General features: G+C 65.4%; 23 protein-coding genes and 3 pseudogenes. 13 read left to right on the top strand and 13 right to left on the bottom strand.

Annotated elements, in window-relative coordinates; translation table 11 throughout:
• Positions 1-128: 128 nt before the first annotated feature.
• Positions 129-875: a triose-phosphate isomerase gene (gene tpiA / locus LRS08_RS19870; RefSeq protein ID WP_257845571.1), complete on the top strand. Its 747-nt coding sequence runs from the start codon at positions 129-131 to the stop codon at positions 873-875.
• A 3-nt stretch (positions 876-878) separates the two neighbouring features.
• Positions 879-1,313, top strand: a complete 435-nt coding sequence (locus LRS08_RS19865) for a hypothetical protein (protein WP_257845572.1) — start codon at positions 879-881, stop codon at positions 1,311-1,313.
• Between the two features lie 29 nt (positions 1,314-1,342).
• On the opposite strand, the gene LRS08_RS19860 is transcribed toward LRS08_RS19865, so the two are convergent.
• The gene (locus LRS08_RS19860; protein ID WP_257845573.1) at positions 1,343-1,768 is read right to left on the bottom strand and encodes a hypothetical protein; all 426 of its coding nucleotides are present in this window, start codon (positions 1,766-1,768) and stop codon (positions 1,343-1,345) included.
• Between the two features lie 88 nt (positions 1,769-1,856).
• On the opposite strand from LRS08_RS19860, the gene LRS08_RS19855 reads away from it, so the two are divergent.
• Entirely contained in the window at positions 1,857-2,744 is an 888-nt protein-coding gene (locus LRS08_RS19855; RefSeq protein WP_257845574.1) for an IS1595 family transposase, read from the top strand.
• 59 nt (positions 2,745-2,803) lie between these two features.
• Here LRS08_RS19855 and LRS08_RS19850 read toward each other — a convergent pair whose 3' ends face one another.
• Complete coding sequence (locus LRS08_RS19850; RefSeq protein WP_257845575.1) at positions 2,804-3,505, bottom strand: hypothetical protein; 702 nt, start codon at positions 3,503-3,505, stop codon at positions 2,804-2,806.
• A gap of 215 nt (positions 3,506-3,720) precedes the next feature.
• Here LRS08_RS19850 and LRS08_RS19845 point away from each other — a divergent pair, with 215 nt between their 5' ends.
• The 5 genes from LRS08_RS19845 to LRS08_RS19825 all read left to right on the top strand — a co-directional run bounded on the left by LRS08_RS19845 (position 3,721) and on the right by LRS08_RS19825 (position 7,611).
• On the top strand, positions 3,721-4,131 hold the full coding sequence (locus tag LRS08_RS19845; protein WP_257845576.1) for a hypothetical protein: 411 nt from the start codon (positions 3,721-3,723) through the stop codon (positions 4,129-4,131).
• 3 nt (positions 4,132-4,134) lie between these two features.
• A protein-coding gene (locus LRS08_RS19840; RefSeq protein ID WP_374580061.1) for an IS5 family transposase occupies positions 4,135-4,913 on the top strand; the annotation gives its coding sequence in 2 pieces (ribosomal slippage) (positions 4,135-4,492 and positions 4,492-4,913; 780 coding nt in all).
• A 267-nt stretch (positions 4,914-5,180) separates the two neighbouring features.
• A protein-coding gene (locus LRS08_RS19835; protein WP_374580061.1) for an IS5 family transposase occupies positions 5,181-5,959 on the top strand; the annotation gives its coding sequence in 2 pieces (ribosomal slippage) (positions 5,181-5,538 and positions 5,538-5,959; 780 coding nt in all).
• Positions 5,960-6,019: 60 nt separating this feature from the next.
• Positions 6,020-6,798, top strand: a protein-coding gene (locus LRS08_RS19830; protein WP_409456267.1) for an IS5 family transposase whose coding sequence is annotated in 2 segments (ribosomal slippage) — positions 6,020-6,377 and positions 6,377-6,798 — 780 coding nt in all. Because the reading frame shifts where the segments join, the coding sequence is not laid out codon by codon here.
• Between the two features lie 21 nt (positions 6,799-6,819).
• Entirely contained in the window at positions 6,820-7,611 is a 792-nt protein-coding gene (locus tag LRS08_RS19825) for a transglycosylase domain-containing protein (protein WP_260481157.1), read from the top strand.
• Between the two features lies 1 nt (position 7,612).
• Here the strand turns inward: LRS08_RS19825 and LRS08_RS19820 are convergent, their stop codons facing one another.
• A complete protein-coding gene (locus LRS08_RS19820) occupies positions 7,613-9,871 on the bottom strand; it encodes an ATP-dependent helicase (protein WP_260481156.1) in 2,259 nt (752 codons plus the stop codon).
• 159 nt (positions 9,872-10,030) lie between these two features.
• On the opposite strand from LRS08_RS19820, the gene LRS08_RS19815 reads away from it, so the two are divergent.
• Both LRS08_RS19815 and LRS08_RS19810 read left to right on the top strand, forming a co-directional pair.
• Positions 10,031-10,249 carry a hypothetical protein gene (locus LRS08_RS19815; RefSeq protein ID WP_257846205.1) on the top strand — a complete coding sequence of 73 codons (219 nt, stop codon included), beginning with the start codon at positions 10,031-10,033 and terminating at the stop codon, positions 10,247-10,249.
• Positions 10,250-10,283: 34 nt separating this feature from the next.
• Entirely contained in the window at positions 10,284-11,543 is a 1,260-nt protein-coding gene (locus LRS08_RS19810; protein ID WP_257845579.1) for an MFS transporter, read from the top strand.
• Here LRS08_RS19810 and rsmD read toward each other — a convergent pair.
• Positions 11,540-12,076: a 16S rRNA (guanine(966)-N(2))-methyltransferase RsmD gene (rsmD, locus tag LRS08_RS19805; RefSeq protein WP_257845580.1), complete on the bottom strand. Its 537-nt coding sequence runs from the start codon at positions 12,074-12,076 to the stop codon at positions 11,540-11,542. The two genes, LRS08_RS19810 and rsmD, sit on opposite strands and share 4 nt — an antisense overlap.
• A 602-nt stretch (positions 12,077-12,678) precedes the next feature.
• A pseudogene (locus LRS08_RS19800) lies at positions 12,679-13,439 on the bottom strand (pseudouridine synthase); the annotation flags it as partial.
• Between the two features lie 106 nt (positions 13,440-13,545).
• On the opposite strand from LRS08_RS19800, the gene LRS08_RS19795 reads away from it, so the two are divergent.
• The 3 genes and pseudogenes from LRS08_RS19795 to LRS08_RS19785 all read left to right on the top strand — a co-directional run.
• Complete coding sequence (locus tag LRS08_RS19795; RefSeq protein ID WP_257845582.1) at positions 13,546-13,977, top strand: response regulator; 432 nt, start codon at positions 13,546-13,548, stop codon at positions 13,975-13,977.
• A 93-nt stretch (positions 13,978-14,070) separates the two neighbouring features.
• Positions 14,071-14,292 carry a hypothetical protein gene (locus tag LRS08_RS19790; protein WP_260481155.1) on the top strand — a complete coding sequence of 74 codons (222 nt, stop codon included), beginning with the start codon at positions 14,071-14,073 and terminating at the stop codon, positions 14,290-14,292.
• Positions 14,277-15,167 (top strand): annotated as a pseudogene (locus tag LRS08_RS19785) (MFS transporter); the annotation flags it as partial. The gene LRS08_RS19790 and the pseudogene LRS08_RS19785, both read left to right, overlap by 16 nt.
• 225 nt (positions 15,168-15,392) lie before the next feature.
• Here the strand turns inward: LRS08_RS19785 and LRS08_RS19780 are convergent.
• From LRS08_RS19780 to LRS08_RS19745, 8 genes and pseudogenes are all read right to left on the bottom strand, one after another.
• Positions 15,393-15,740 carry a DUF6628 family protein gene (locus LRS08_RS19780; RefSeq protein WP_312026694.1) on the bottom strand — a complete coding sequence of 116 codons (348 nt, stop codon included), beginning with the start codon at positions 15,738-15,740 and terminating at the stop codon, positions 15,393-15,395.
• Between the two features lie 170 nt (positions 15,741-15,910).
• Positions 15,911-17,225 (bottom strand): annotated as a pseudogene (locus LRS08_RS19775) (bifunctional folylpolyglutamate synthase/dihydrofolate synthase).
• Complete coding sequence (locus LRS08_RS19770) at positions 17,222-17,605, bottom strand: endonuclease domain-containing protein (protein ID WP_257845587.1); 384 nt, start codon at positions 17,603-17,605, stop codon at positions 17,222-17,224. Before LRS08_RS19770 ends, LRS08_RS19775 begins: the two are co-directional and overlap by 4 nt.
• A 51-nt stretch (positions 17,606-17,656) precedes the next feature.
• Positions 17,657-18,517 (bottom strand): acetyl-CoA carboxylase, carboxyltransferase subunit beta, encoded by an 861-nt coding sequence (accD, locus tag LRS08_RS19765; RefSeq protein ID WP_257845588.1) that lies wholly within the window; start codon positions 18,515-18,517, stop codon positions 17,657-17,659.
• Positions 18,514-19,320, bottom strand: a complete 807-nt coding sequence (gene trpA, locus LRS08_RS19760; protein ID WP_257845589.1) for a tryptophan synthase subunit alpha — start codon at positions 19,318-19,320, stop codon at positions 18,514-18,516. The genes accD and trpA overlap by 4 nt, the downstream gene beginning before the upstream one ends.
• Positions 19,313-19,453, bottom strand: a complete 141-nt coding sequence (locus tag LRS08_RS19755; RefSeq protein WP_257845590.1) for a hypothetical protein — start codon at positions 19,451-19,453, stop codon at positions 19,313-19,315. The genes trpA and LRS08_RS19755 overlap by 8 nt, the downstream gene beginning before the upstream one ends.
• Positions 19,454-19,494: 41 nt before the next feature.
• Positions 19,495-20,724 (bottom strand): tryptophan synthase subunit beta, encoded by a 1,230-nt coding sequence (gene trpB / locus LRS08_RS19750; protein WP_257845591.1) that lies wholly within the window; start codon positions 20,722-20,724, stop codon positions 19,495-19,497.
• Positions 20,725-20,829: 105 nt separating this feature from the next.
• On the bottom strand, positions 20,830-21,282 hold the full coding sequence (locus tag LRS08_RS19745) for a GatB/YqeY domain-containing protein (RefSeq protein WP_257845592.1): 453 nt from the start codon (positions 21,280-21,282) through the stop codon (positions 20,830-20,832).
• Positions 21,283-21,341: the final 59 nt, after the last annotated feature.

Raw genomic sequence — 21,341 nt, 5'->3', positions numbered from 1 at the left:
GGCCTCGCTTTAGGGGGCAGGGGCATTGGCATCAAGCGACAACGGCAGCGGTGGCGGGCAAGATGCTTGTGCGGCGTGGGATCGCCGCCTATCGGGCTTGTCCGATAATGGACAACAGGGGAAGCGGGATGCGGCGCAAGCTGGTGGCGGGCAACTGGAAGATGAACGGCGTCACCGATTCGTTGGGCGAAGTGGCGGCGATTGCCGAAGCGGCGGCTGCCCATTCCGGCGTTGATGTCGCCTTGTGCCCACCGGCGACGCTGATCGCCCGGGCAGTGGCAGTGGCAGGCGGCATGCCGATCGGCGGGCAGGATTGTCATGAGAATGACAGCGGTGCGCATACCGGATGCATCTCTGCCCCGATGCTGAAGGATGCCGGCGCCACGCTGACCATCGTCGGGCATAGCGAGCGGCGGGCGGACCAGAACGAGACCAGCCACGACGCCTGGGCCAAGGCGGCGGCGGCGCATCGCCATGGCCTGAACGTAATCCTCTGCGTTGGGGAGACCGAGGCGGAACGCAATGCCGGTCGCGCCGAGCGGGTGGTGCAGGCGCAGATCGAGAAATCGGTGCCCGAGGATGCCGACGGCAGCTGGTTCACGCTGGCCTATGAACCGCGCTGGGCGATCGGGACCGGGCGGACCCCGACGCTGGAGGAAATCGAGCTGATCCACGCCATCGCCCGCGCCAAGCTGGGCATGATGGTCGGGACGGAGAAGGCCGAGGGTATTCGTATCCTGTATGGCGGGTCGGTTACGGGTTCGAATGCAGGCGAGATCCTGGCGGTGGACAATGTCGACGGCGCGCTGGTCGGCGGGGCGAGCCTGACCGCCGCGAAGTTCGTGCCGATCATCGAAGCCGCCGCCAAGCTGTAGGCGATGGCGGAGCTGCCGGAGACGCGGGGGCGGCGGATCGGGCGGTGGCTGCTCGCGATCTTCTATGCGACGGCAGGGGTGGCGCATTTCCTGTTCACCGATGCGATGGCGCGGATCGTGCCGGCATGGGTGCCGTGGGACGCGCGCGAGTGGGTGCTGACTACCGGCGCGGCAGAACTGATCTGTGCCGCCGCGCTGATCACCCGGCGGTGGCGGCTGGCGGCGGGTTGGGCGCTGGCGCTCTATGCGCTGTGCGTGTGGCCGGCCAATGTGAAGCACGCGATGATCGACCTGGCGTGGCTGGGCGGGAGCGGGACGGGGCTGTCGGCGTGGTATCATGTGCCGCGGTTGCTGGCGCAGCCGTTGATTATCGCGTGGGCGTTGTGGGCGGTCGGCGCGGTGCGCGTGGAGCGGGGCGTCGCGGCGTCGCGAAACTGACGAAGTTCCGCGCAACGCGCTTCATTCTGTCAGTTTGCGATGGCGCTGCGGCGGTTTGGGAGGTTCGGCGAGCGCCGCCATCGCCATGCGGAAATCGGGGCGGGTGATCGTGCCGATCTCACGCCCGCGATAGTAACGCGGCGGGTGACGCCATTGAGCGCGCGGTCCATCGCCATGCTGAACATGCGGTCATAGCCCATCATTAGTGCCGCATCCCACGCGCGGGCGAAGTCGGCCGCCTCGGGCCGCTCGCGCAATTTGTAGGCTGTCTGGCGGCTCATCCCGACCGCTTTGCAGGCGCGGGTGACGGTGCCCATGACGGCGAGGGCGTGGATGAAGTCGGTTTGTCGGCGCGCAGTCCAGCCATCGGCGCGGCCACAATTGGGGGCGGGCGTGAAGGCGAGGATGGCTTCATCCTCGTCAGACGCGGCGGGCGGGGTGGGTGAGTCGTTCATCCACCAGTTTATGTGCTGGGATGGGGCTTGTAGGAAAGGGGGCGCTTATCCCCTTGCGACATGTAAGGCTTTGTGGCATACAATCCCTATGTCGAACAAAGCCCCAACGCTCCGTCAGTTTCAGGACCGCTTCCCGACCGAAGATGCGTGCCTGGATCACCTGTTTCAGGTTCGCTACGGCACCGACTTCGCTTGCCCCGGTTGCGACCGCCCCGCGAAGTTCACCCGCGTAAAGGCTCGCCGTTCGTATCAGTGTCAGTGGTGCGCCTATCAGGTCTATCCGACCGCTGGCACGCCGTTCGACCGCACCCGCACCCCGCTGCGGGACTGGTTCTTCGTCATGTTCCAGTTCTGCGCATCGCGGAACGGTGTCGCGGCGAAGGAAGTCGAGCGTCAGCTGGGAGTGACCTACAAGACGGCATGGCGCATGTGCCACATGATCCGCGAATACATGGGCGCGGTTGACGGCAGCGCCCCGATTGGCGGTCTAGGCCGCACGGTCCAAGTCGATGAAACGTTCATCGGTGGCTATCAGAGCGCCAAGGACAAGCGCGATGCTGGCGCGTCAAACAAGACGGTCGTGTTCGGGATGCTTGAGCATGGCGGCGATCTGGTCACGCACGTTGTTCCCGACCGCAAGAGCGGCACCCTGCTTCCGATCATCCGCGCGACCGTGAAGCGCCCCAGCAAGGTCCATACCGACGATTGGCTGGGCTATGGCGGCGTTGGCACGATGGGCTATCAGCACGCCACCGTGAACCACTCGCTTGACCAGTATGTTTGCCGCAAGACCGGCGCGACCGTGAACGCAATCGAGGGCTTTTGGGCGCAGCTAAAGCGCGGCATCAACGGCACGCATATTCACGTCAGCGGTCGTCACCTTCCGAAGTATCTGGGCGAGTTCGAGTATCGCTGGAACATGCGTCAGACGCCTCACCTGATGCTTGATCGTCTGATGTTTTCTTTCGCCCGGTAACAGGCGCGTGACCGTGGGCCATCGCGTCTAGGAGGCGGTCGAAGCGGGTGTTGGGGTTGTCAGGCACCATTCTCTCCAATCTCAATACGCACGAAACTTTGGGTCGACCATGCTGGATTGCCGGCCCTCAGGTCGACGCCTTCAAGGCCCGATGCGGACAGCGCGTTCGCGATGACTGTGGCAAAATCTATTGATTGCTGGTTCTCTGCGGGGTTCACACGAACGCCAACAAAGGTCTCGCCGCCTCCAAACATACCCTGCGAACCAGCCTCGAACCCTAGCTCCTGAAACGCCGCGTTAATCGACGATTCGAGCACCTTCTTTTCGTGTTCTGTGCCAAATGACCGGGTTCGGACGGGGACGGGCGCGGGAGCAGATGCCAACATTTGAGCGAACGTAGATCCGACACTTCGCTGCGGCGGCGCTTCGTGATAATTTTGCGTGCCAAAGTTATTGCCGGCAAAGTTGCCCTTGCGATTGTCGTCGCCCATGATCCTCGCTCCTTCGCCGATAGCGAGAGTATTATCATTTCCGGTTATGATCGGCGAGTTGGGGCCGGAAGACCCTGGCATCGTCGGCGATGAATTCGGCTTTCGAAGTCCCCAGAGCCACAAAATAACAGCTATAAAAAGCATGGCGGCGGCGGCCCACAATAGAGCATCCGCCACCCAAGGTTGAAGGTTCGGGTATCTCATCGGCAATACCCACCCGCCAATGGCGAAGGCCACCGACGACAGGCCTGTAATGATCGCTGGACGCATACCTCCCCCATCACGCCGACTCGCTTCCGGCATGGTGGTGCGTTACTACATTTGCTCCTACATGTCCAAAGGGGATAGACGCCGGAAAGGGGTTTGTTTGTGGTTTGTCCACATCGGTTGTCGAGGGGGCTATGGCGTGCCGATAAACGGCAAGCGCTTGTTCCGTTCGCTCGTGTCACCTTGCTACGTGAATAGATGCGCGCCACAGTGCATCCATGGGTCCGTCGCACTTGCAAGCCGCGCAACAATACTTCCCAACCTATAAGCTCGACAATGATCGTGCTGAGGTTGGGATCAAAGAATATGAACTCGCCGCCACGGCACTACAAGCCGACCAGAGAAGCCTCACCGCTGCGGCAGGGCTTGCGCTGTTTTTCAGCGGAACCTTGATCACTATTGTGGGATCTACGGGAAATTTGGCCAGCCTACAAAACATGGCGACTAAGTTAGGCACCAACGCCGAGATTGTGATCTCACTGATGCTTCTGACCGTTTCAAGTATCACGGTGCGATATTTCGCGCTTTTGCAGCGGTCGGCAGTCTATGCCGCACGGAAGATAATCGTGCTCAGGCGCCTGTTAGGGTCGGGACCCATAAACGGGATTCCCTTGGCGGCTGGGATGTGATTCATGCGCTGCGCCAGCAGGAGCGTGGATTTGAGCGAGTTTTGGTTGAGTGAAGCCCAGTTCGAGCGGCTGCGTCCGCTGCTGCCGGACAAGGTGCGCGGTGTGGCGCGGGTCGATGATCGGCGGGTGATCAGCGGCATCATTCATGTGGTGAAGTCGGGCGGGCGCTGGGTCGACGCGCCGGCCTGCTACGGGCCGAGGAAGACGCTCTACAACCGGTTCGTGCGCTGGGCGGCAAAGGGTGTGTGGCAGGAGCTGTTCGTCACGCTCGCGGCAGCAGGCGGGCCGCCCGCCGAGGTCCTGATCGACAGCACGCATATGAAGGCGCACCGCTCCGCGGGCGGTGGAAAAGGGGGGCGCTCGTCCAGGCGATCGGGATCAGCCGGGGCGGCCGCAACAGCAAGCTCCACGCGCTCACCGACGGCGAAGGTCGGCCGCTCCGCTTCCTGCTGACCGGTGGCCAGGTCGCCGACTGCCGCGCAGCCGATGTGTTGCTCGATGATCTCGCGCCGCGCACCATCGTGCTCGCGGACAAGGCTTACGACAGCAATGCGATCCGCGACCTGATCGAGCGGCAGGGTGCCGTTCCGAACATCCCCTCCAAGACGAACCGCCGCTGGAAAAGCTGCTTCTCCAAGACGCTCTACAAGGGCCGCAACGCCGTCGAGCGCATGTTCTGCCGCCTCAAGGATTATCGCCGCATCGCCACCCGCTACGACAAGCTCGCCACCAACTTCCTCAGCGCCATCTACCTCGCCGCAGCCGTCACATGGTGGTTATGAGTCCCGACCCTAGGATTGGATTATGGGAGCATTGAAACAGTGCTCCCAGCCGATCGACTTGAGGGAGCGAACGAGCCCTTTGCCATCCATATGTTCCCTGGCTGGACGTCCCTACAAGCAATTCCAACCCTATCGGTGGCGTTGTTGGCAGCGGCAGGGCAGGGGGTGGTATTCACCGCATTTCGCGTAGCGTTTCCTGGTAGTCCAACTTGGTTTCTAGGGTCGGGACCCATAAACGGGATTCCCTTGGCGGCTGGGATGTGATTCATGCGCTGCGCCAGCAGGAGCGTGGATTTGAGCGAGTTTTGGTTGAGTGAAGCCCAGTTCGAGCGGCTGCGTCCGCTGCTGCCGGACAAGGTGCGCGGTGTGGCGCGGGTCGATGATCGGCGGGTGATCAGCGGCATCATTCATGTGGTGAAGTCGGGCGGGCGCTGGGTCGACGCGCCGGCCTGCTACGGGCCGAGGAAGACGCTCTACAACCGGTTCGTGCGCTGGGCGGCAAAGGGTGTGTGGCAGGAGCTGTTCGTCACGCTCGCGGCAGCAGGCGGGCCGCCCGCCGAGGTCCTGATCGACAGCACGCATATGAAGGCGCACCGCTCCGCGGGCGGTGGAAAAGGGGGGCGCTCGTCCAGGCGATCGGGATCAGCCGGGGCGGCCGCAACAGCAAGCTCCACGCGCTCACCGACGGCGAAGGTCGGCCGCTCCGCTTCCTGCTGACCGGTGGCCAGGTCGCCGACTGCCGCGCAGCCGATGTGTTGCTCGATGATCTCGCGCCGCGCACCATCGTGCTCGCGGACAAGGCTTACGACAGCAATGCGATCCGCGACCTGATCGAGCGGCAGGGTGCCGTTCCGAACATCCCCTCCAAGACGAACCGCCGCTGGAAAAGCTGCTTCTCCAAGACGCTCTACAAGGGCCGCAACGCCGTCGAGCGCATGTTCTGCCGCCTCAAGGATTATCGCCGCATCGCCACCCGCTACGACAAGCTCGCCACCAACTTCCTCAGCGCCATCTACCTCGCCGCAGCCGTCACATGGTGGTTATGAGTCCCGACCCTAGGGTCGGGACCCATAAACGGGATTCCCTTGGCGGCTGGGATGTGATTCATGCGCTGCGCCAGCAGGAGCGTGGATTTGAGCGAGTTTTGGTTGAGTGAAGCCCAGTTCGAGCGGCTGCGTCCGCTGCTGCCGGACAAGGTGCGCGGTGTGGCGCGGGTCGATGATCGGCGGGTGATCAGCGGCATCATTCATGTGGTGAAGTCGGGCGGGCGCTGGGTCGACGCGCCGGCCTGCTACGGGCCGAGGAAGACGCTCTACAACCGGTTCGTGCGCTGGGCGGCAAAGGGTGTGTGGCAGGAGCTGTTCGTCACGCTCGCGGCAGCAGGCGGGCCGCCCGCCGAGGTCCTGATCGACAGCACGCATATGAAGGCGCACCGCTCCGCGGGCGGTGGAAAAGGGGGGCGCTCGTCCAGGCGATCGGGATCAGCCGGGGCGGCCGCAACAGCAAGCTCCACGCGCTCACCGACGGCGAAGGTCGGCCGCTCCGCTTCCTGCTGACCGGTGGCCAGGTCGCCGACTGCCGCGCAGCCGATGTGTTGCTCGATGATCTCGCGCCGCGCACCATCGTGCTCGCGGACAAGGCTTACGACAGCAATGCGATCCGCGACCTGATCGAGCGGCAGGGTGCCGTTCCGAACATCCCTCTCAAGACGAACCGCCGCTGGAAAAGCTGCTTCTCCAAGACGCTCTACAAGGGCCGCAACGCCGTCGAGCGCATGTTCTGCCGCCTCAAGGATTATCGCCGCATCGCCACCCGCTACGACAAGCTCGCCACCAACTTCCTCAGCGCCATCTACCTCGCCGCAGCCGTCACATGGTGGTTATGAGTCCCGACCCTAGGGGGGCAGGTGCTTGTTTCAGAAACGAAGGTCGCGGCGGCGTTGGCTAGCTTCACATTAGTGCTGTTGCTCACATTGTATCGATGGTCGCTCCGCGAAGATTACGAGAATACTCGGCTTTATCTTGGTAGAAAGGTAGCGTGGCTGGTTGGCTCTCGTCTGAAGGAGCGAATTGGCCATGTGCTGTATCGCATGAGATTGTCCGTTTTCGAAGCGGGTCGGTTGGGAATCGATTTAACAAAATACCATGCGATGCTAGTTTTCATCGAGGATAAGAGGCACTTTGAGCATAATGGAAACAGTATCAAAGCTGCTGCTGCTGCTCTATATCGCAGAGTGCGTTATGGGACTCGGAGTGGTGCATCGACAATTCATCATCAACTTGTACGATCTAATTTTCTCAAGTCGATAGAGCGGCCTATATCGCGTAAAATAGTTGAATGGATAATTGCGCCTTGGGTCAACAGGATGTTCTCAAAGTCCGCAATTCTAGATTTGTATCTCTGTTCTGTGAGATATGAGCGAGGTGTTATTGGCCTTCCGGCTGCGATCAGGCATTTTTTTCCTCAACATGAACTGAGCAAGCCGCTGGATATTGCACAGCGCTTCTTTCTGCTTGAACGGCTATCCAATGTGACTGGCACATTTCCTAAAAAAAGAGTTGAAGCCTTATTGCGCAGTCTTCGAGAGAAGGGGCTTATCGAATCTACGGATGTCGCCAAAATTGGTAGAATTTATCGGGATCAGGGTAAGGCAGGGCGGATAAATCTGGTCGGACAAGATACTGTTCTTCGGGCATAGTTCACCCTAAACTCACAAAACTATCCATCACCCGCTTCCGCCCGGCGGCCTCGAACTCGATCTCCAGCTTGTTGCCTTCGATCTCGACGATTTCGCCATAGCCGAATTTCTGATGGAAAACGCGCATGCCGAGCGAGAGGTCGTCGCGGCCCTTGTTGCCGAGGCTCACCGCGCTACCGCGGTTTTCGACGACGCGTTTGGGGGCGGTGGTGAAGCTGGAGCTGGGGGCGGCGGCGCGTTGCCAGCCGGGGCCGCGGCCGGTGCCTCGGCCTACGTCAGCGAAGGGGTCGGCGTGTTCGCTCCAGTTGGCGCGCCACAGGCTCGCGCCGCCGGATAGGGTCGATTCCTCGTCGACATGCGCCTTGGGTAGCTCGCCGACGAAGCGGCTGGGGATGGAGCTGGTCCATTGGCCGTAGATGCGGCGGTTGGCGGCGTGGAGGATCGTCGCCTGGCGGCGGGCGCGGGTGATCGCGACATAGGCGAGGCGGCGTTCCTCCTCGAGGCTGGCGAGGCCGCCTTCGTCGAGCGCGCGCTGGCTGGGGAACAGGCCTTCCTCCCACCCGGCGAGGAAGACGGTGTCGAATTCCAGCCCCTTGGCCGCGTGGATGGTCATGATCGTGACCTTGGGCTCGTCGGCGTTATTCTCGTTATCCATGACGAGGCTGACATGTTCGAGGAACGCGCCGAGCGTTTCATACTCCTCCATCGCGCGGACGAGTTCTGAGAGGTTTTCGAGGCGGCCGGCGGCTTCGGCGGTGCGGTCCGCCTGCCACATCGCGGTGTAGCCGCTTTCGTCGAGGATGATCTGGGCGAGTTCGGTGTGGGGCAGCTGGCCGATGCGGGTTTCGGGCAGCGCCTCACCCTCCGTGGGCACGGGCGCGCGGAGCATCTGGCTCCAGCGGGCGACGTCGCCGACGAAGCTGCCGAGCGCGCGGCGGGCCTGCGGCGTCAGCTCGTCGGTGTCGAGGATGCGCGCGGCGGCGGTCAGGAGCGGGATGCCCTCGGCGCGGGCGAGCATGTGGATCTTCGCGATCGCCTTGTCGCCCAGGCCGCGCTTGGGGACGTTGACGATGCGTTCGAAGGCGAGGTCGTCGGCGGGCTGGTGGACGAGGCGGAGATAGGCGAGCGCGTCGCGGATTTCGGCGCGTTCGTAGAAGCGGAAGCCGCCGACGATGCGATAGGGCAGGCCGATGGCAATGAAGCGGTCTTCGAACTCGCGCGTCTGGTGCTGGGCCCGGACGAGGATAGCGAAATCGTCGAGGCTCTTGCCGGTGCGGATGCGGGCGCTTTCGATGTCCTCACCGACGCGGCGCGCTTCTTCCGGGCCGTCCCACACGCCGATGACGCGGACCTTTTCGCCCGCATCGATCTCGGTCCACAATTCCTTGCCGAGGCGGCCGCTATTGTTGGCGATCACCGCGCCGGCGGCGGCGAGGATATGGGGGGTGGAGCGGTAATTCTGTTCGAGGCGGATGACCTTGGCGCCGGGGAAGTCCTTTTCGAACTTCAGGATGTTTTCGACCTGCGCGCCGCGCCAGCTGTAGATCGACTGGTCGTCGTCGCCGACGCAGCAGATATTCTTGCGCTCCTGCGCGAGCAGGCGGAGCCAGAGATACTGGACGCTGTTGGTGTCCTGATACTCGTCCACCATGATGTAGCGGAAGCGCTGTTGGTATTGCTGCAGCACGTCGCGGTGGGTGCGCAGGATGGTGAGCATGTGGAGCAGCAGGTCGCCGAAATCGCAGGCGTTGAGCGCGCGCAGGCGGTCCTGGTACTGCTGGTAGAGCGACTGGCCCTTGCCGTTGGCGAAATGCTCGGACTCGCCCGCGTCGAGCATGTCGGGGGTCAGGCCCTTGTTCTTCCACCCGTCGATCAGGCCGCCGAGCTGGCGCGCGGGCCAGCGCTTTTCGTCGAGGTCGTTGGCGACGATGAGCTGCTTGAGCAGGCGCAGCTGGTCGTCGGTGTCGAGGATGGTGAAGTTGCTCTGCAGCCCGACCAGCTCGGCGTGGCGGCGCAGCATCTTCGCGCCGATCGCGTGAAAGGTGCCGAGCCAGGGCATCCCCTCGACCGCGTCGCCGACATGGTGGCGGACGCGCTCCCGCATCTCGCGCGCGGCCTTGTTCGTGAAGGTGACCGACAGGATCTCCGACGGATAGGCGCGGCGGGTCCAGAGCAGGTGGGCGAGGCGCGCGGTGAGCGCGGCGGTCTTGCCCGTGCCGGCGCCGGCGAGGACGAGGACGGGGCCGTCGACGGTGAGCACCGCTTCACGCTGCGGCGCGTTGAGGCCACGCAGATAGGGGGATCGTCGGCGGAAGGCTGGGGTACGGACATTGCGAACAGGTAGGGAACGGAGCGAGTCGGGGCAAGCGCGATTGCGTGGGGAGTTGCCGGGCGGCGCGGAGTGAGGCAGGGATGCGCGATGTTCGAGAAATATCGCAAGCGGTTCGACAGACGCAGGCTGGTGCTGATCGCGGCATTGGCGCTGGTGGGGCTGTATGTCGGGTGGCGCACGGGCGGGTTTCAGGAGCAGCAGCCTGAGCAAAAGCCGTGCGTCGAGGGGCGGAACGAGATCAAGGACAAGGACGGCAAGGTGGTGCAGGTGACGCGCACCACATGCTTTGAGGACGCGAAGAAATAAGCGGCGCCGGGGGCGCTGAATTTGGGAGGGACGGATGGACGCTGACCGGACGCGGCGACGGCGCGCGCTGTGGGCGAGTTTCGTGGGGACGGGGATCGAGTTCTACGATTTCTATATCTACGCGACCGCCGCGGCGCTGGTGTTCGGGCAGATCTTCTTTCCCAAGAGCGATGCCGGGGTTCAGCAGATGCTGAGCTTCGCGACATTGGGCGTGGCGTTTTTCGCGCGGCCATTGGGTGCAGCGGTGTTTGGCCATTATGGCGACCGGATCGGGCGCAAGGCGACCCTGGTCGCGTCACTGCTGACGATGGGGCTTTCCACGACATTGGTGGCGTTCCTGCCGACCTATGCGACCGCAGGGGTCGTCGCGCCGCTGGCCTTGTGCGTGCTGCGCTTCGGGCAGGGGTTCGGCCTGGGTGGCGAATGGGGCGGGGCGGCGTTGCTGGCGGTGGAGAATGCGCCGCCGGGCTGGCGCGCACGCTATGGCTGTGCGCCGCAGATGGGCGCGCCGGCTGGGTTCATCGCCGCGAATGGGCTGTTTCTGCTGCTGTTGAGCTGGATGACTCCGGCGCAGTTCGCCGAATGGGGCTGGCGCATTCCGTTTGCGCTGTCGGCGGCACTGGTGCTGGTCGGGCTGTGGGTGCGCCTCAAGCTGGGCGAGACGCCCGAGTTCAAGGCGTGCCTCGCCGAAGCGCCGCCGCCGCGGGTGCCGCTGGGCGAGTTGATCGAAAAGCATGGCGCGACGTTGCTGGCGGGCACGGTGGGGGCGATCGCGTGCTTTGCGGCCTATTACGTTGCGACGGCGTTCCTGCTCGGCTGGGGGACCAAGACGCTGGGCTATTCAATGCAGACGTTCCTGGGGTGCCAGCTGGTCGCGATCCTGTTCATGGCGCTGGGCATCTATCTCGCCGCGTGGCTGGCCGACGCGAAGCTCGACCCGCGCCGCGTGCTTGCGGGCGGGTGCGTCGCGGTGGTCGGCGCGGGGTTCGTGATGGCGCCGCTGATGGCGGGCGGAATTGCCGGGGTGCTGGTGTTCCTGTCGGGGATCCTGTTCCTGATGGGGTTTGTCTATGGGCCGCTCAGCGCATGGCTGACCGACCTGTTTCCCGCGCGGGTGCGCTATACCGGCGTGTCAATGGCGTTCAACGTGGCGGGAGTGATCGGCGGCGGGCTGACCCCGGTGATCGCGCAGAAGCTGGCGATGAGCTACGGGCTCGCCCCGGTGGGCTGGTATCTGAGCGGGGCTGCGGCGGTGAGCCTTGTGGCACTGGTGGCGATGCGCTCGAAAGCCTAGGCGGGCCGCAAGATCGTCAGCTTGGCCTTGCCGTGAACCCGCTCCGTATCGGTGATGAAACCGGCGACGTCGACACTTTCGGCCTTGGCGGTTTCGATGCTGATCCAGGTGGCGGGACCGGTCCAGCCGAGGCGGGCGAGCTTGTCGAGCGCGACAGATCCCGCGCCGGTGCCATAGGGCGGGTCCATCATGATCAGGTCGAGCGGCTTGGGTGCGGGGCCGAGCCCCATTACCGAGCTGGCGCGGATGTCGGGACGGATGCCGAGCTTTTCGGCATTGGTGCGCAGCGCGTCGAGCGCGGCGCGGTCCTGTTCGACGAACAGGCACGACGCGGCACCGCGTGACAGGGCCTCGAGGCCAAGTGCACCCGAACCGGCGAACAGGTCGGCGACGGCCAGCCCCTCGAAACTGCCGACGCGGCTGGTGAGCATCGAGAACAGCGCCTCACGCGTGCGGTCGGCGGTGGGGCGGGTGGCGTCGCCCTTGGGCGCGACCAGCGGGCGGCCGCGCCAGGTGCCGGCGATGATTCTCATTTGCGCGGGCCTCGCTTGCCGGGCGCGGGCGTACCGCGCGGGGGGCTTGGGCGGTCCGCCCTTGCCGGCGGGCGGGCGGTTGCCGGGAGCCGCACCGGGGCGGCGGTCATTGGGGCGGTAGGCGCGCTTGGGCCGGTCGAGCAACGGGCCGGCGTCGTCGTCATGCTGGGCGTGACGCGCGGCGGGCGTTTTGCTGAACGGCTTCCCTTTCGGGGAGCGGTTCGACCGGAGGAGTCCGGGCGCGGGGGCCGTGTAGCACCTGCAGCTGCATCGGGCCGCTGTCGGCGCTGCCCTTCCCCTTGGCCGTCGCCGAACGGGGCGGGGTTGGATTGACGTTGGGTCCTGGCCTGATGACGGCGGCGCTGGGCCACGCCGAACTTCTCGGGACCTTTCTTTTCCGCTGCGGAGCGCTGCGGACGCGCGGGTTTATAAGCCTCGGGCTCCCGAGCGTTGGCGGGGGCCTGCGCGACGATCTTGCGGCGTTCGGCGCGGTTGGTCGGGAGCGCGGCAGTGGGTGCAGCGGGCGTTTCCTCTGGGTCGGCGTCCACCGCCTTGGGCTTGCCCGACAATTGCAGGTTCGACGCCGCCTTGCCGCCGCCGGGTCCGGTCAGCGTGTTGCGGAACACCACCAGATCATGCTGGCGAATCTCGTCCACTCCTCCGATGGGCATGTCGCCGAGGTGGAAGGGGCCGTAGCGGGTGCGGATCAGGCGGCTGACCTTGAGCCCGAGATGTTCGAGGACGCGGCGGACTTCGCGGTTCTTGCCCTCGGTCAGGGTCAGTTCGATCCACACATTCGCGCCGGTGCGGCGTTCGAGATTGGCGTTGATCGAGCCATAGCGGACGCCGTCGATCTCGACACCCAACATCAGCTCTTCCAGCTGCTCCTGGCTGACCTGGCCATAGGCGCGAGCGCGATAGCTGCGCTCGACCCCGGTTGCGGGGAGTTCGAGCTGGCGCTTGAGCTCGCCATCGGTGGTCATCAGCAACAGCCCCTCGGTCGCGAGATCGAGGCGGCCGACCGGCATCAGCCGGGGAGCCCCTTGGGCAGCTTGCTGTAGATGGTCGGGCGACCGGCGGGGTCGCGTTCGGTGGTGAGCAGCCCGGCGGGCTTGTGGAAGCGGAACAGGCGTGCGGGGGCGGGGGCGGCAACCGGGTTGCCATCGACGGTGACGCCATGGAGCGAGGTCAGCACGGTTGCGGGGGTGGTCAGGACCTGACCGTCGAGCGCGATGCGGCCATCAGCGATCATGCGTTCGATTTCGCGGCGTGACGCGATTCCGGCACGGGCGAGCAGCTTGGCGATACGCTCACCGGATTTGGCTGGTTGCCGTTCAGGTTCATTGGTGGATGAGGGGGACATTGGCGCGCGATACAGCGGGTTGGGCCGGGGCGCAAAATTCTTGTGCGCGGACGAACCCGAAAGCGTTCAATGCGTTTGGCAACCGTAACATTCGGGTGGGTGCAGCGTGTTCGGGAAGAAGAAGCGGCGGATCGTTCGGGTGCTGATCGTCGAGGACGAGCCGCTGGTGGCGTTCGACACCGAACATTTCCTGTCGGAAGAAGGCTTTACCGTCGTTGCCACGACCGATTCGGTAGGCGAGGCGATTGGGTACATCATTGCGCCGGACAAGCCGGATATCGTGCTGGTCGATCTGGGCCTGAGCGATGGGAGCGGCGCGGATGTCGCCCATGCCGCCTGCGCCGAGAATATCCCCGTTCTGATCGTCACGGGCCGCAATCCCGACGAGATCGAGGCGGTCGGTCTTGGCTGCCTGACGAAGCCGTACAAGCAGCGTGACCTGATCGCCGCGATCGACATTTGCGAGGCGCTGACCGAAGGGAAAAGCCCCAAGCGCATTCCATCCGCCCTGCGCCTGTTCCAGCCCGCCGCGCAATAATCCTTCGCCGGGCTTTGCAGCGTCGAATTTGTCGCTAGGGTCGCCCGACCTAGGGAGGATTTGGATGAGCGACGCGGGGGATTGGAAGCAGGGGTGGAGGCGCGCAAGCGCAGCATTGGCGAGGTCATGCTGCCCTATGTGAAGCCGCGCCCGCTCGCCGCGCTGCTGCTGGGGATTTCGAGCGGATTTCCGCTTGCGCTGCTGCTCGGCACGATGACGTTCTGGCTGGCGAAGGTCGGGATCGACAAGAAGACGATCGGCTTCGCAGTCGGGCTGACGACCCCTATACGCTCAAATTCTTGTGGGCGCCGCTGATCGATCGGATCCGCTTGCCCCTGCTCTCGGATCTTTTCGGGCAGCGGCGGGCCTGGCTGTTCCTGATCATGGCGCTGTTGTTCGGTGCGGTCTGGATGCTGGGCGCGAGCGATCCGCGCGACGGCAATATGGGGCCGTTCGCCTTCTGGGCGATCGTCGTGGCGTTCCTCGGGGCGACGCAGGATATCGTGATCGACGCCTATCGCATCGAAATCCTGCCCGACGAGCAATTGTCGCACGGCACCGCGAACAACCAGTTCGGATACAGGCTGGGCGCGTTCGCGGCGGGCGTGGGAACGATCGCGCTTGCATCGTCGGAGGGATTCAACCTTGGCTGGGCGGCCGCTTATGGTCTGACCGGACTGTGCATCGTGCCGGGGATCATCGCCGCGTTCTGGGCCGGGCCGGGGCTGCACGAGGCGGTGATGCGGGACAAGGCGCGCCAGAGCATCGGCGGGTGGCTCCAGGAGACGCTGGTCGGCCCGTTTCGCGAGTTTTTCGGACGCAAGGGCGCGGTGCTGATCCTGTTGTTCGTGCTGATCTACAAGCTGGGCGACGCGATGGGGCAGGTGATGCTGAACCCGATGATCGTCGAGCTCGGCTTTACCGATACCGAGTTTGTGGCGATCAACAAGGTCGTCGGCTTTTGGGGGTTGATCGTCGGCACCGCGCTCGCCGCGCCACTGATGGCATGGTTGGGGCTCGGTCGCTCGCTGTTCGTGTCGGGCGTGCTCATGATGGTGAGCAATCTGACATTTGCGATGCTCGCCAGCCGTGGGCATGACGTGACCTGGCTGACCATCGCCGTCGCGACCGAACAGGTGACCAGCGGAATGGGGCTGACGGTGTTCGTGACGTACCTCTCCGGTCTGTCCAACCTGGCCTATACCGCGACCCAATATGCCCTGCTCTCGTCGCTTGCGGGCGTCGGCCGGACTTGGCTCTCGAGGTCCGGCGGGCATCGCGGCCGATGCGCTGGGCTGGACGGGCTTCTGGCTCCTCACCACGCTCGTCGCGTTGCCCGGCATGGCATTGCTGTGGCTGTTGTGGCGCAAGGGATTTGTCGTCGAAAGTGTGCGCAAGGCGCGGTCGGGCGTGACCTAAACCTCTACCGGCATCCCGGCGTCGGCGAAGGCGTTGGCGAGGGCGTTGGCGGTCGCCAGCACGCCGTCCACGCGGCGGATGCCGAGCAGGTCGGAGAGGAGGAGGCGGGCGCGTTCGCTATCGCGCTCGATGCTGGCGATCACTTCGATCAGCGCGCCTTCGGACGCGGTCATGCGCGCACAGCACCAGGGCGCGATCTGGATCGGGCCGGCGCTGGCGGCCGACATCTCTGCCATCAGCGCGCGCAGCAGCAGCAGCGGGCCGCGGAATCCCTTGCCGAAGGCGGTGATGAAGGCATGGGCGGTGGCCGCGTCATTGAGGCCCTGTGCGCCGAGCTGACGCACGCCGAACAGCAACAGGCGCGCGGCGGGGTCTTCGGGCTGGACGCGGGGGAGGGCGTTGCCGAGAGTGGCGGCGGTGAGGGGGGCGGGGGGATGAATGGCGCAACGGGGCGACTCCTTGCTCTGGAGTGCCAGTCTGCCATCCTTCTATTGATAGTCAATCGCAATAAGGGTCAGTCGGGGAGTTCGTCGTTTTCCCGGAGCACTTCGCCCGCCAGGTAGAGCGAGCCGAGGATAAGGACGAGCGGGGCCGCCGCCTGAATGCTGGCGAGTGCCGTCGGAACGTCGGGTGCGGTCGCGGTGCTGGGGATGCCGAGCGCGCGGGCGGTGGCGGCGAGGTCCGCCGGGTCGTGATGCGCGTGGCCGGGGACCGGGACTGCGGTGAAGCTGGCCGCGAGCGGGGCGAAGGGGGGCGAGCAGACCGGTCGCGTCCTTGTTCGACAACATGCCGAGGATCAGGTGCGCGGGGCGGCCGTTTGCGACCTGCGCCAGCGTGGCGCTGACCGACTGGGCGGCGGCCTCGTTATGGCCGCCGTCGAGCCAGATTTCGGCTCCGGCGGGCAGAAGCGCGTGGAGTGGGCCGGGGGTCAGACGCTGCATCCGCGCGGGCCAGCGCGCGGCGCTGGCGGCGCTGGCGAAGGCGCTGTGGGGAATCGTCAGCGTGCGCTGGTGACGCAGCGTGGCGATGGCGAGCGCGAGATTGGCGGGCTGATGCGGGCCGGCGAGGGTGGGGAGCGGGGCTTCTACCTCGCCCTGTGCGTCGCGGTAGAGCAGGCGATCGGGGGTGACGGTGAAGTCCCATGCGGTGCCGCGCGCGTGGACCGGAGCGTTCGCGGCGGCGGCGACCTGCGCGATGCGCGCGGAGACGCTGTCGCCATAGGCCATGGTGACGAGCGGGACGCCGGGCTTGGCGATGCCCGCCTTTTCGCCCGCAATCGCTTCGGCGGTGTCGCCGAGGAACGCCTGATGGTCGATGCCGAGCTGGGCGATGGCGCAGGCGGCGGGGGCGGAGATGACGTTGGTGGCGTCGAGACGGCCGCCCAGGCCAACCTCGATGATGCAGGCGTCCGCCGGGGTGCGGGCGAAGGCGAGGAAGGCGGCGGCGGTGGTGACCTCGAAAAAGCTCGCGCCGATGTCGCCGCCGGCGTCGAGCACCTGTTCGAGCAGGGCGGCGAGGGTCGCGTCGTCGATCAGCTTACCGCCAAGGCGAATACGCTCGTTGAAGCGGACCAGATGCGGGCTGGAATAGACATGCGCGGCGAGGCCCGCGGCCTCGACCGCGGCGCGCAGGAAGGCGCAGGTCGAGCCCTTGCCATTGGTCCCCGCGACATGGAGCACGGGGGGCAGGTTGAGATGCGGGTTGCCGATCCGGTCGAGCAGTGCGGTGATGCGGCTGAGGCCGAGCACATCGGCACCGGGGCCGAGCGCCCAGAGACGGTCGAGCTGGCGTTGGACGGCGGGGTGGGAGGAGGTCGCGTGGTCCATCAAACCCTCTCCCCTCCGGGGAGAGGGTTTGGGAGAGGGGCGGTGTCGAGGGCTTCGCTCAAGGCGGCCAGGACGCCATCGAGGTTGTTCATCACATCGTTGTTCCAGAAGCGGATCACGCGGTAGCCTTGCGTTTCCAGATAGGCCGTGCGCCCGTCGTCGTGCGTTGAATCGTCGTGGGTGGCCCCGTCGAGTTCGATGATGAGCTTGCGCGAGCGGCAGACAAAGTCGGCAATATAGGGGCCGATCACGACCTGGCGGGTGAACTTGACCCCTTCGAGCCGCTTGGCGCGGAGGGCGGTCCAGAGTTCGCGCTCGGGCTGCGTCATCTCGCTGCGCATCGAGCGGGCGCGTTCGAGTAACTTGGGGTTGGTCTGTGGCACTGCCCCTCTCCCAACCCTCTCCCCGGAGGGGAGAGGGCTTTTACGAATGCCTCACGCCGCCGCCTTTTCCTCCACCAGCAGGCCGATCAGGGCGCCGAGCTTTTCGCGCAGGTCCTTGCGGTGGACGACCATGTCGATCAGACCGTGGTCGAGATAATATTCGCTGGTCTGGAAATCGTCGGGGAGCTTTTCGCGGATCGTGCTTTCGATCACGCGGCGGCCGGTGAAGGCGAGGGTGGCCTTGGGCTCGGCGATCTGGACGTCGCCGAGCATCGCGTATGCCGCCATCACGCCGCCCGAGGTCGGGTCGGTCAGCACCACGATATAGGGCAGGCCGGCGTCGTGGAGCATCGAGATGGCGACGGTGGTGCGCGGCATCTGCATCAGCGACAGGATGCCCTCCTGCATGCGCGCGCCGCCGCTAGCGGTGAAGACGATGTAGGGGGCGCGGGCGCCGATCGCGGCCTCGACCCCGGCGATGAAGGCTTCGCCGACCGCCTGGCCCATCGATCCGCCCATGAAGGCGAAATCCTGCACGCCGATCACCGCGCGCTGGCCGAGGATGGTGCCGCTGGCGTTGAGGAACGCGTCCTGCTCGCCGGTGCTGGCGCGCGCGGCCTTGATGCGGGCGGGGTAGGGTTTCTGGTCGCGGAACTTGAGCGGGTCTTCGGCGACCTTGGGGTTCGGGAGGACGGTGTAGCTGCCCGCGTCGAACAGTTGCTCGAACCGCGCGCGGCCGCCGATGCGTTCATGATGGTCGCAGATCGGGCAGACCGACTGGTTTTCCTGGAGTTCCTTGACGAACACCATCTGCCCGCAGCCCTTGCACTTGTGCCAGAGGTTGTCGGGCGTCTCCGCCTTGTTCGGGATGACGAGCGAGATCGCGTTGCGGACGCGGGTGAGCCAGCTCATGCGGCGATTTCCTTGCGTGCTGCGGCCAGTGCGGCCGACAGGGATTGGATATAGGTACGGACGGCGGCGGGGGCATTGGCGCCCTGTGCCGCGATGATGTCGATGATCGCAGAGCCGACGACGACGCCATCGGCGACGCGGCCGATCGCGGCGGCTTGCTCGGGCGTGCGGACGCCGAAGCCGACCGCGACGGGCAGGTCGGTTGCGGCCTTGAGCCGGGCGACGGCGGCTTCGATGCTGTCCTGTGCCGCCTGCTGCTTGCCGGTGATGCCGGCGACCGAGACGTAGTAGAGGAACCCGCTCGCGCCATTGAGCACGGCGGGCAGGCGCGCGGCGTCGGTGGTGGGGGTGGCGAGGCGGATGGTGGCGATGCCGTGCGGGGCCAAGGCGGCGATCTCGTCCGCTTCCTCGGCCGGAATGTCGACGATGATCGCGCCGTCGACGCCTGCGTCCGCCGCCTTTTGCGCGAAGGCTTCTGGCGTCGGGCGGGTCATGGTGTTGGCATAGCCCATCAGCACCAGCGGGGTGTCCGGGTGGCGCTGGCGAAAGGCGGCGGCGATGGCGAGCACGTCGGCCGTGCGCGTGCCGGCGGCGAGGCTGCGCAGGTTCGCCGCCTGAATCGCCGGGCCGTCGGCCATCGGATCGGTGAACGGCATGCCGAGTTCGATCACATCGGCCCCGCCCGCGACGAGCGCGTCGAGGATGGCGGCGGTGTCGCCGTCACCGGCGGTGACGAAGGTGACGAGCGCGGCGCGATGGTCGCGCGCGGCGGCGGCGAAGGTGGTGGCGAGGCGGTCAGCCATTCTTCTTGCGCTCAAAATGTTCAACGACTCCCAAGCCAATCATGAACAGCGCCATACTCACGACGGTAGCATTCCTGATAAAATCCGCGTCGCTGCGCTCAGTGAACAACCATGCCCAAATGCCTATGGCCATGCTTGCAGCAAGTGCCGACGCGAAAAGCCACCCAAGGATTCTCATATCGCCACCCCCAGCGCCTCGGCGACGGTGAAGATGTCCTTGTCGCCGCGGCCGCAGAGGTTGGCGAGGATCACCTGATCGCGGCGCATTTCCCGTGCCTTGACCGCGACCGCTGCGATCGCGTGCGAAGGCTCCAGTGCGGGGATGATGCCTTCGGTGCGGCAGAGCAGCTGGAATGCGTCGAGCGCTTCGGTGTCGGTCACGCTGGTATAGGTGACGCGGCCGATGTCCTTGAGCCAGGCATGTTCGGGGCCGATGCCGGGATAGTCGAGTCCGGCGCTGATCGAATGCGCTTCGGTGATCTGGCCGTCCTCGTCCTGCAGCAGATAGGTCTTGTTGCCGTGGAGGATGCCGGGTTCGCCGCCCGCGAGGGACGCGGCGTGTTTCTTGTCCAGCCCTTCGCCCGCCGCTTCGACGCCGAGCATCGCGACATCGGCATCGTCGAGAAACGGGTGGAACAGGCCGATCGCGTTGCTGCCGCCGCCGATCGCGGCGACGAGCAGGTCGGGAAGGCGGCCGGTGCGGGCGAGCATCTGCGCGCGGGCTTCCTTGCCGATCACGCTTTGAAAGTCGCGAACCAGTTCCGGATAGGGGTGCGGGCCGGCGGCGGTGCCGATGATGTAGAAGGTTTCGTGCACGTTGGCGACCCAGTCGCGCAGCGCTTCGTTCATCGCGTCCTTGAGCGTGCCAGCGCCGCTGGTGACCGGGCGAACTTCGGCGCCGAGCAGCTTCATGCGGAACACGTTGGGCTGCTGACGCGACACGTCCTTGCCGCCCATGAAAATGGTGCAGGGCAGGCCGAAGCGCGCGCAGACGGTGGCGGTGGCGACGCCGTGCTGGCCCGCGCCGGTCTCGGCGATGATCCGCGTCTTGCCCATGCGGATTGCGAGCAGGATCTGGCCGATGCAATTGTTGATCTTGTGCGCGCCGGTGTGGTTGAGCTCGTCGCGCTTGAACCAGATTTCGGCACCCATGCCCTCGGGCGCGTTTTCGCGCAGCGCTTCGGTCAGCCGTTCGGCGTAGTAGAGCGGGCTGGGGCGGCCGACATAATGTTCGAGCAGATCGTCGAACTGTGCGGCAAAGGCGGGGTCGGCTTTCGCGGCCTTATACTCGCGCTCGAGGTCGAGCACGAGCGGCATCAGCGTTTCGGCGACATAGCGCCCGCCAAACTGGCCGAAATGTCCCCGCTCGTCAGGCTGGGCGCGGAAGCTGTTGGGTGCGGTCATGGTCAGGCGCGTTTAGGCGGGGATTGGCGCGACGCCAAGCGTTGTTGGCGGAAGGAATTCTTGGGGCCCTTATCCTCCCCCTTGCGGGGGAGGATTGGATCTCGCTCAGCTCAGCGCCGCCTTCACAAGCCCGGACGCCTTGCTCATGTCGAGGCTTGCCGCGTGGCGGGCTTTGAGTTCGGCCATGACGCGGCCCATGTCCTTCATGCCGGTGGCGCCGAGGTCGGCCTTGATCGCCTCAATGGCTGCGGTGGTTTCCTCCGCGCTCATCTGCGCGGGGAGGAAGGTTTCGATCACCGCGACTTCGGCCTTTTCCTTGTCGGCGAGTTCCTGGCGGCCGCCCTTTTCGAACATCTCGATCGATTCGCGGCGCTGCTTGACCATCTTTTGAAGCACTTCCACGACGAGCGCGTCGTCGTCGGCGACCGGCGCCTGCGTGCGCGCCTCGATATCGCGGTTCTTGATCGCGCTCTGGATCAGGCGGATGGCGGCGGTGCCTTCCTTGTCGCCGCCCTTCATTGCGGTGACGAGGGCTGCCTTGATGTCGTCGCGGATCATATTCTCTCTACCCACAGGTGAATCGGAATTATCCGCCATTAGACCGCACAGGCGGTTGA

Origin of the sequence: Sphingomonas sp. J315 (assembly GCF_024666595.1) — a bacterium.
In the GTDB taxonomy this organism is placed as follows: Bacteria; Pseudomonadota; Alphaproteobacteria; order Sphingomonadales; family Sphingomonadaceae; genus Sphingomonas.
Note: the sequence above shows the minus strand (reverse complement) of the source record. Positions and strands in the feature narration are given on the sequence as shown.

What these genes read in the sequence shown, in the direction of transcription:
- tpiA (WP_257845571.1), top strand. Translation starts at nt 129, where the DNA reads ATGCGGCGCAAGCTGGTGGCGGGCAACTGGAAGATGAACGGCGTCACC.
- LRS08_RS19865 (WP_257845572.1), top strand. Translation starts at nt 879, where the DNA reads ATGGCGGAGCTGCCGGAGACGCGGGGGCGGCGGATCGGGCGGTGGCTG.
- LRS08_RS19860 (WP_257845573.1), bottom strand. Translation starts at nt 1,768, where the DNA reads ATGAACGACTCACCCACCCCGCCCGCCGCGTCTGACGAGGATGAAGCC.
- LRS08_RS19855 (WP_257845574.1), top strand. Translation starts at nt 1,857, where the DNA reads ATGTCGAACAAAGCCCCAACGCTCCGTCAGTTTCAGGACCGCTTCCCG.
- LRS08_RS19850 (WP_257845575.1), bottom strand. Translation starts at nt 3,505, where the DNA reads ATGCGTCCAGCGATCATTACAGGCCTGTCGTCGGTGGCCTTCGCCATT.
- LRS08_RS19845 (WP_257845576.1), top strand. Translation starts at nt 3,721, where the DNA reads ATGGGTCCGTCGCACTTGCAAGCCGCGCAACAATACTTCCCAACCTAT.
- LRS08_RS19815 (WP_257846205.1), top strand. Translation starts at nt 10,031, where the DNA reads ATGTTCGAGAAATATCGCAAGCGGTTCGACAGACGCAGGCTGGTGCTG.
- LRS08_RS19810 (WP_257845579.1), top strand. Translation starts at nt 10,284, where the DNA reads ATGGACGCTGACCGGACGCGGCGACGGCGCGCGCTGTGGGCGAGTTTC.
- rsmD (WP_257845580.1), bottom strand. Translation starts at nt 12,076, where the DNA reads ATGAGAATCATCGCCGGCACCTGGCGCGGCCGCCCGCTGGTCGCGCCC.
- accD (WP_257845588.1), bottom strand. Translation starts at nt 18,517, where the DNA reads ATGAGCTGGCTCACCCGCGTCCGCAACGCGATCTCGCTCGTCATCCCG.
- trpA (WP_257845589.1), bottom strand. Translation starts at nt 19,320, where the DNA reads ATGGCTGACCGCCTCGCCACCACCTTCGCCGCCGCCGCGCGCGACCAT.
- LRS08_RS19755 (WP_257845590.1), bottom strand. Translation starts at nt 19,453, where the DNA reads ATGGCCATAGGCATTTGGGCATGGTTGTTCACTGAGCGCAGCGACGCG.
- trpB (WP_257845591.1), bottom strand. Translation starts at nt 20,724, where the DNA reads ATGACCGCACCCAACAGCTTCCGCGCCCAGCCTGACGAGCGGGGACAT.
- LRS08_RS19745 (WP_257845592.1), bottom strand. Translation starts at nt 21,282, where the DNA reads ATGATCCGCGACGACATCAAGGCAGCCCTCGTCACCGCAATGAAGGGC.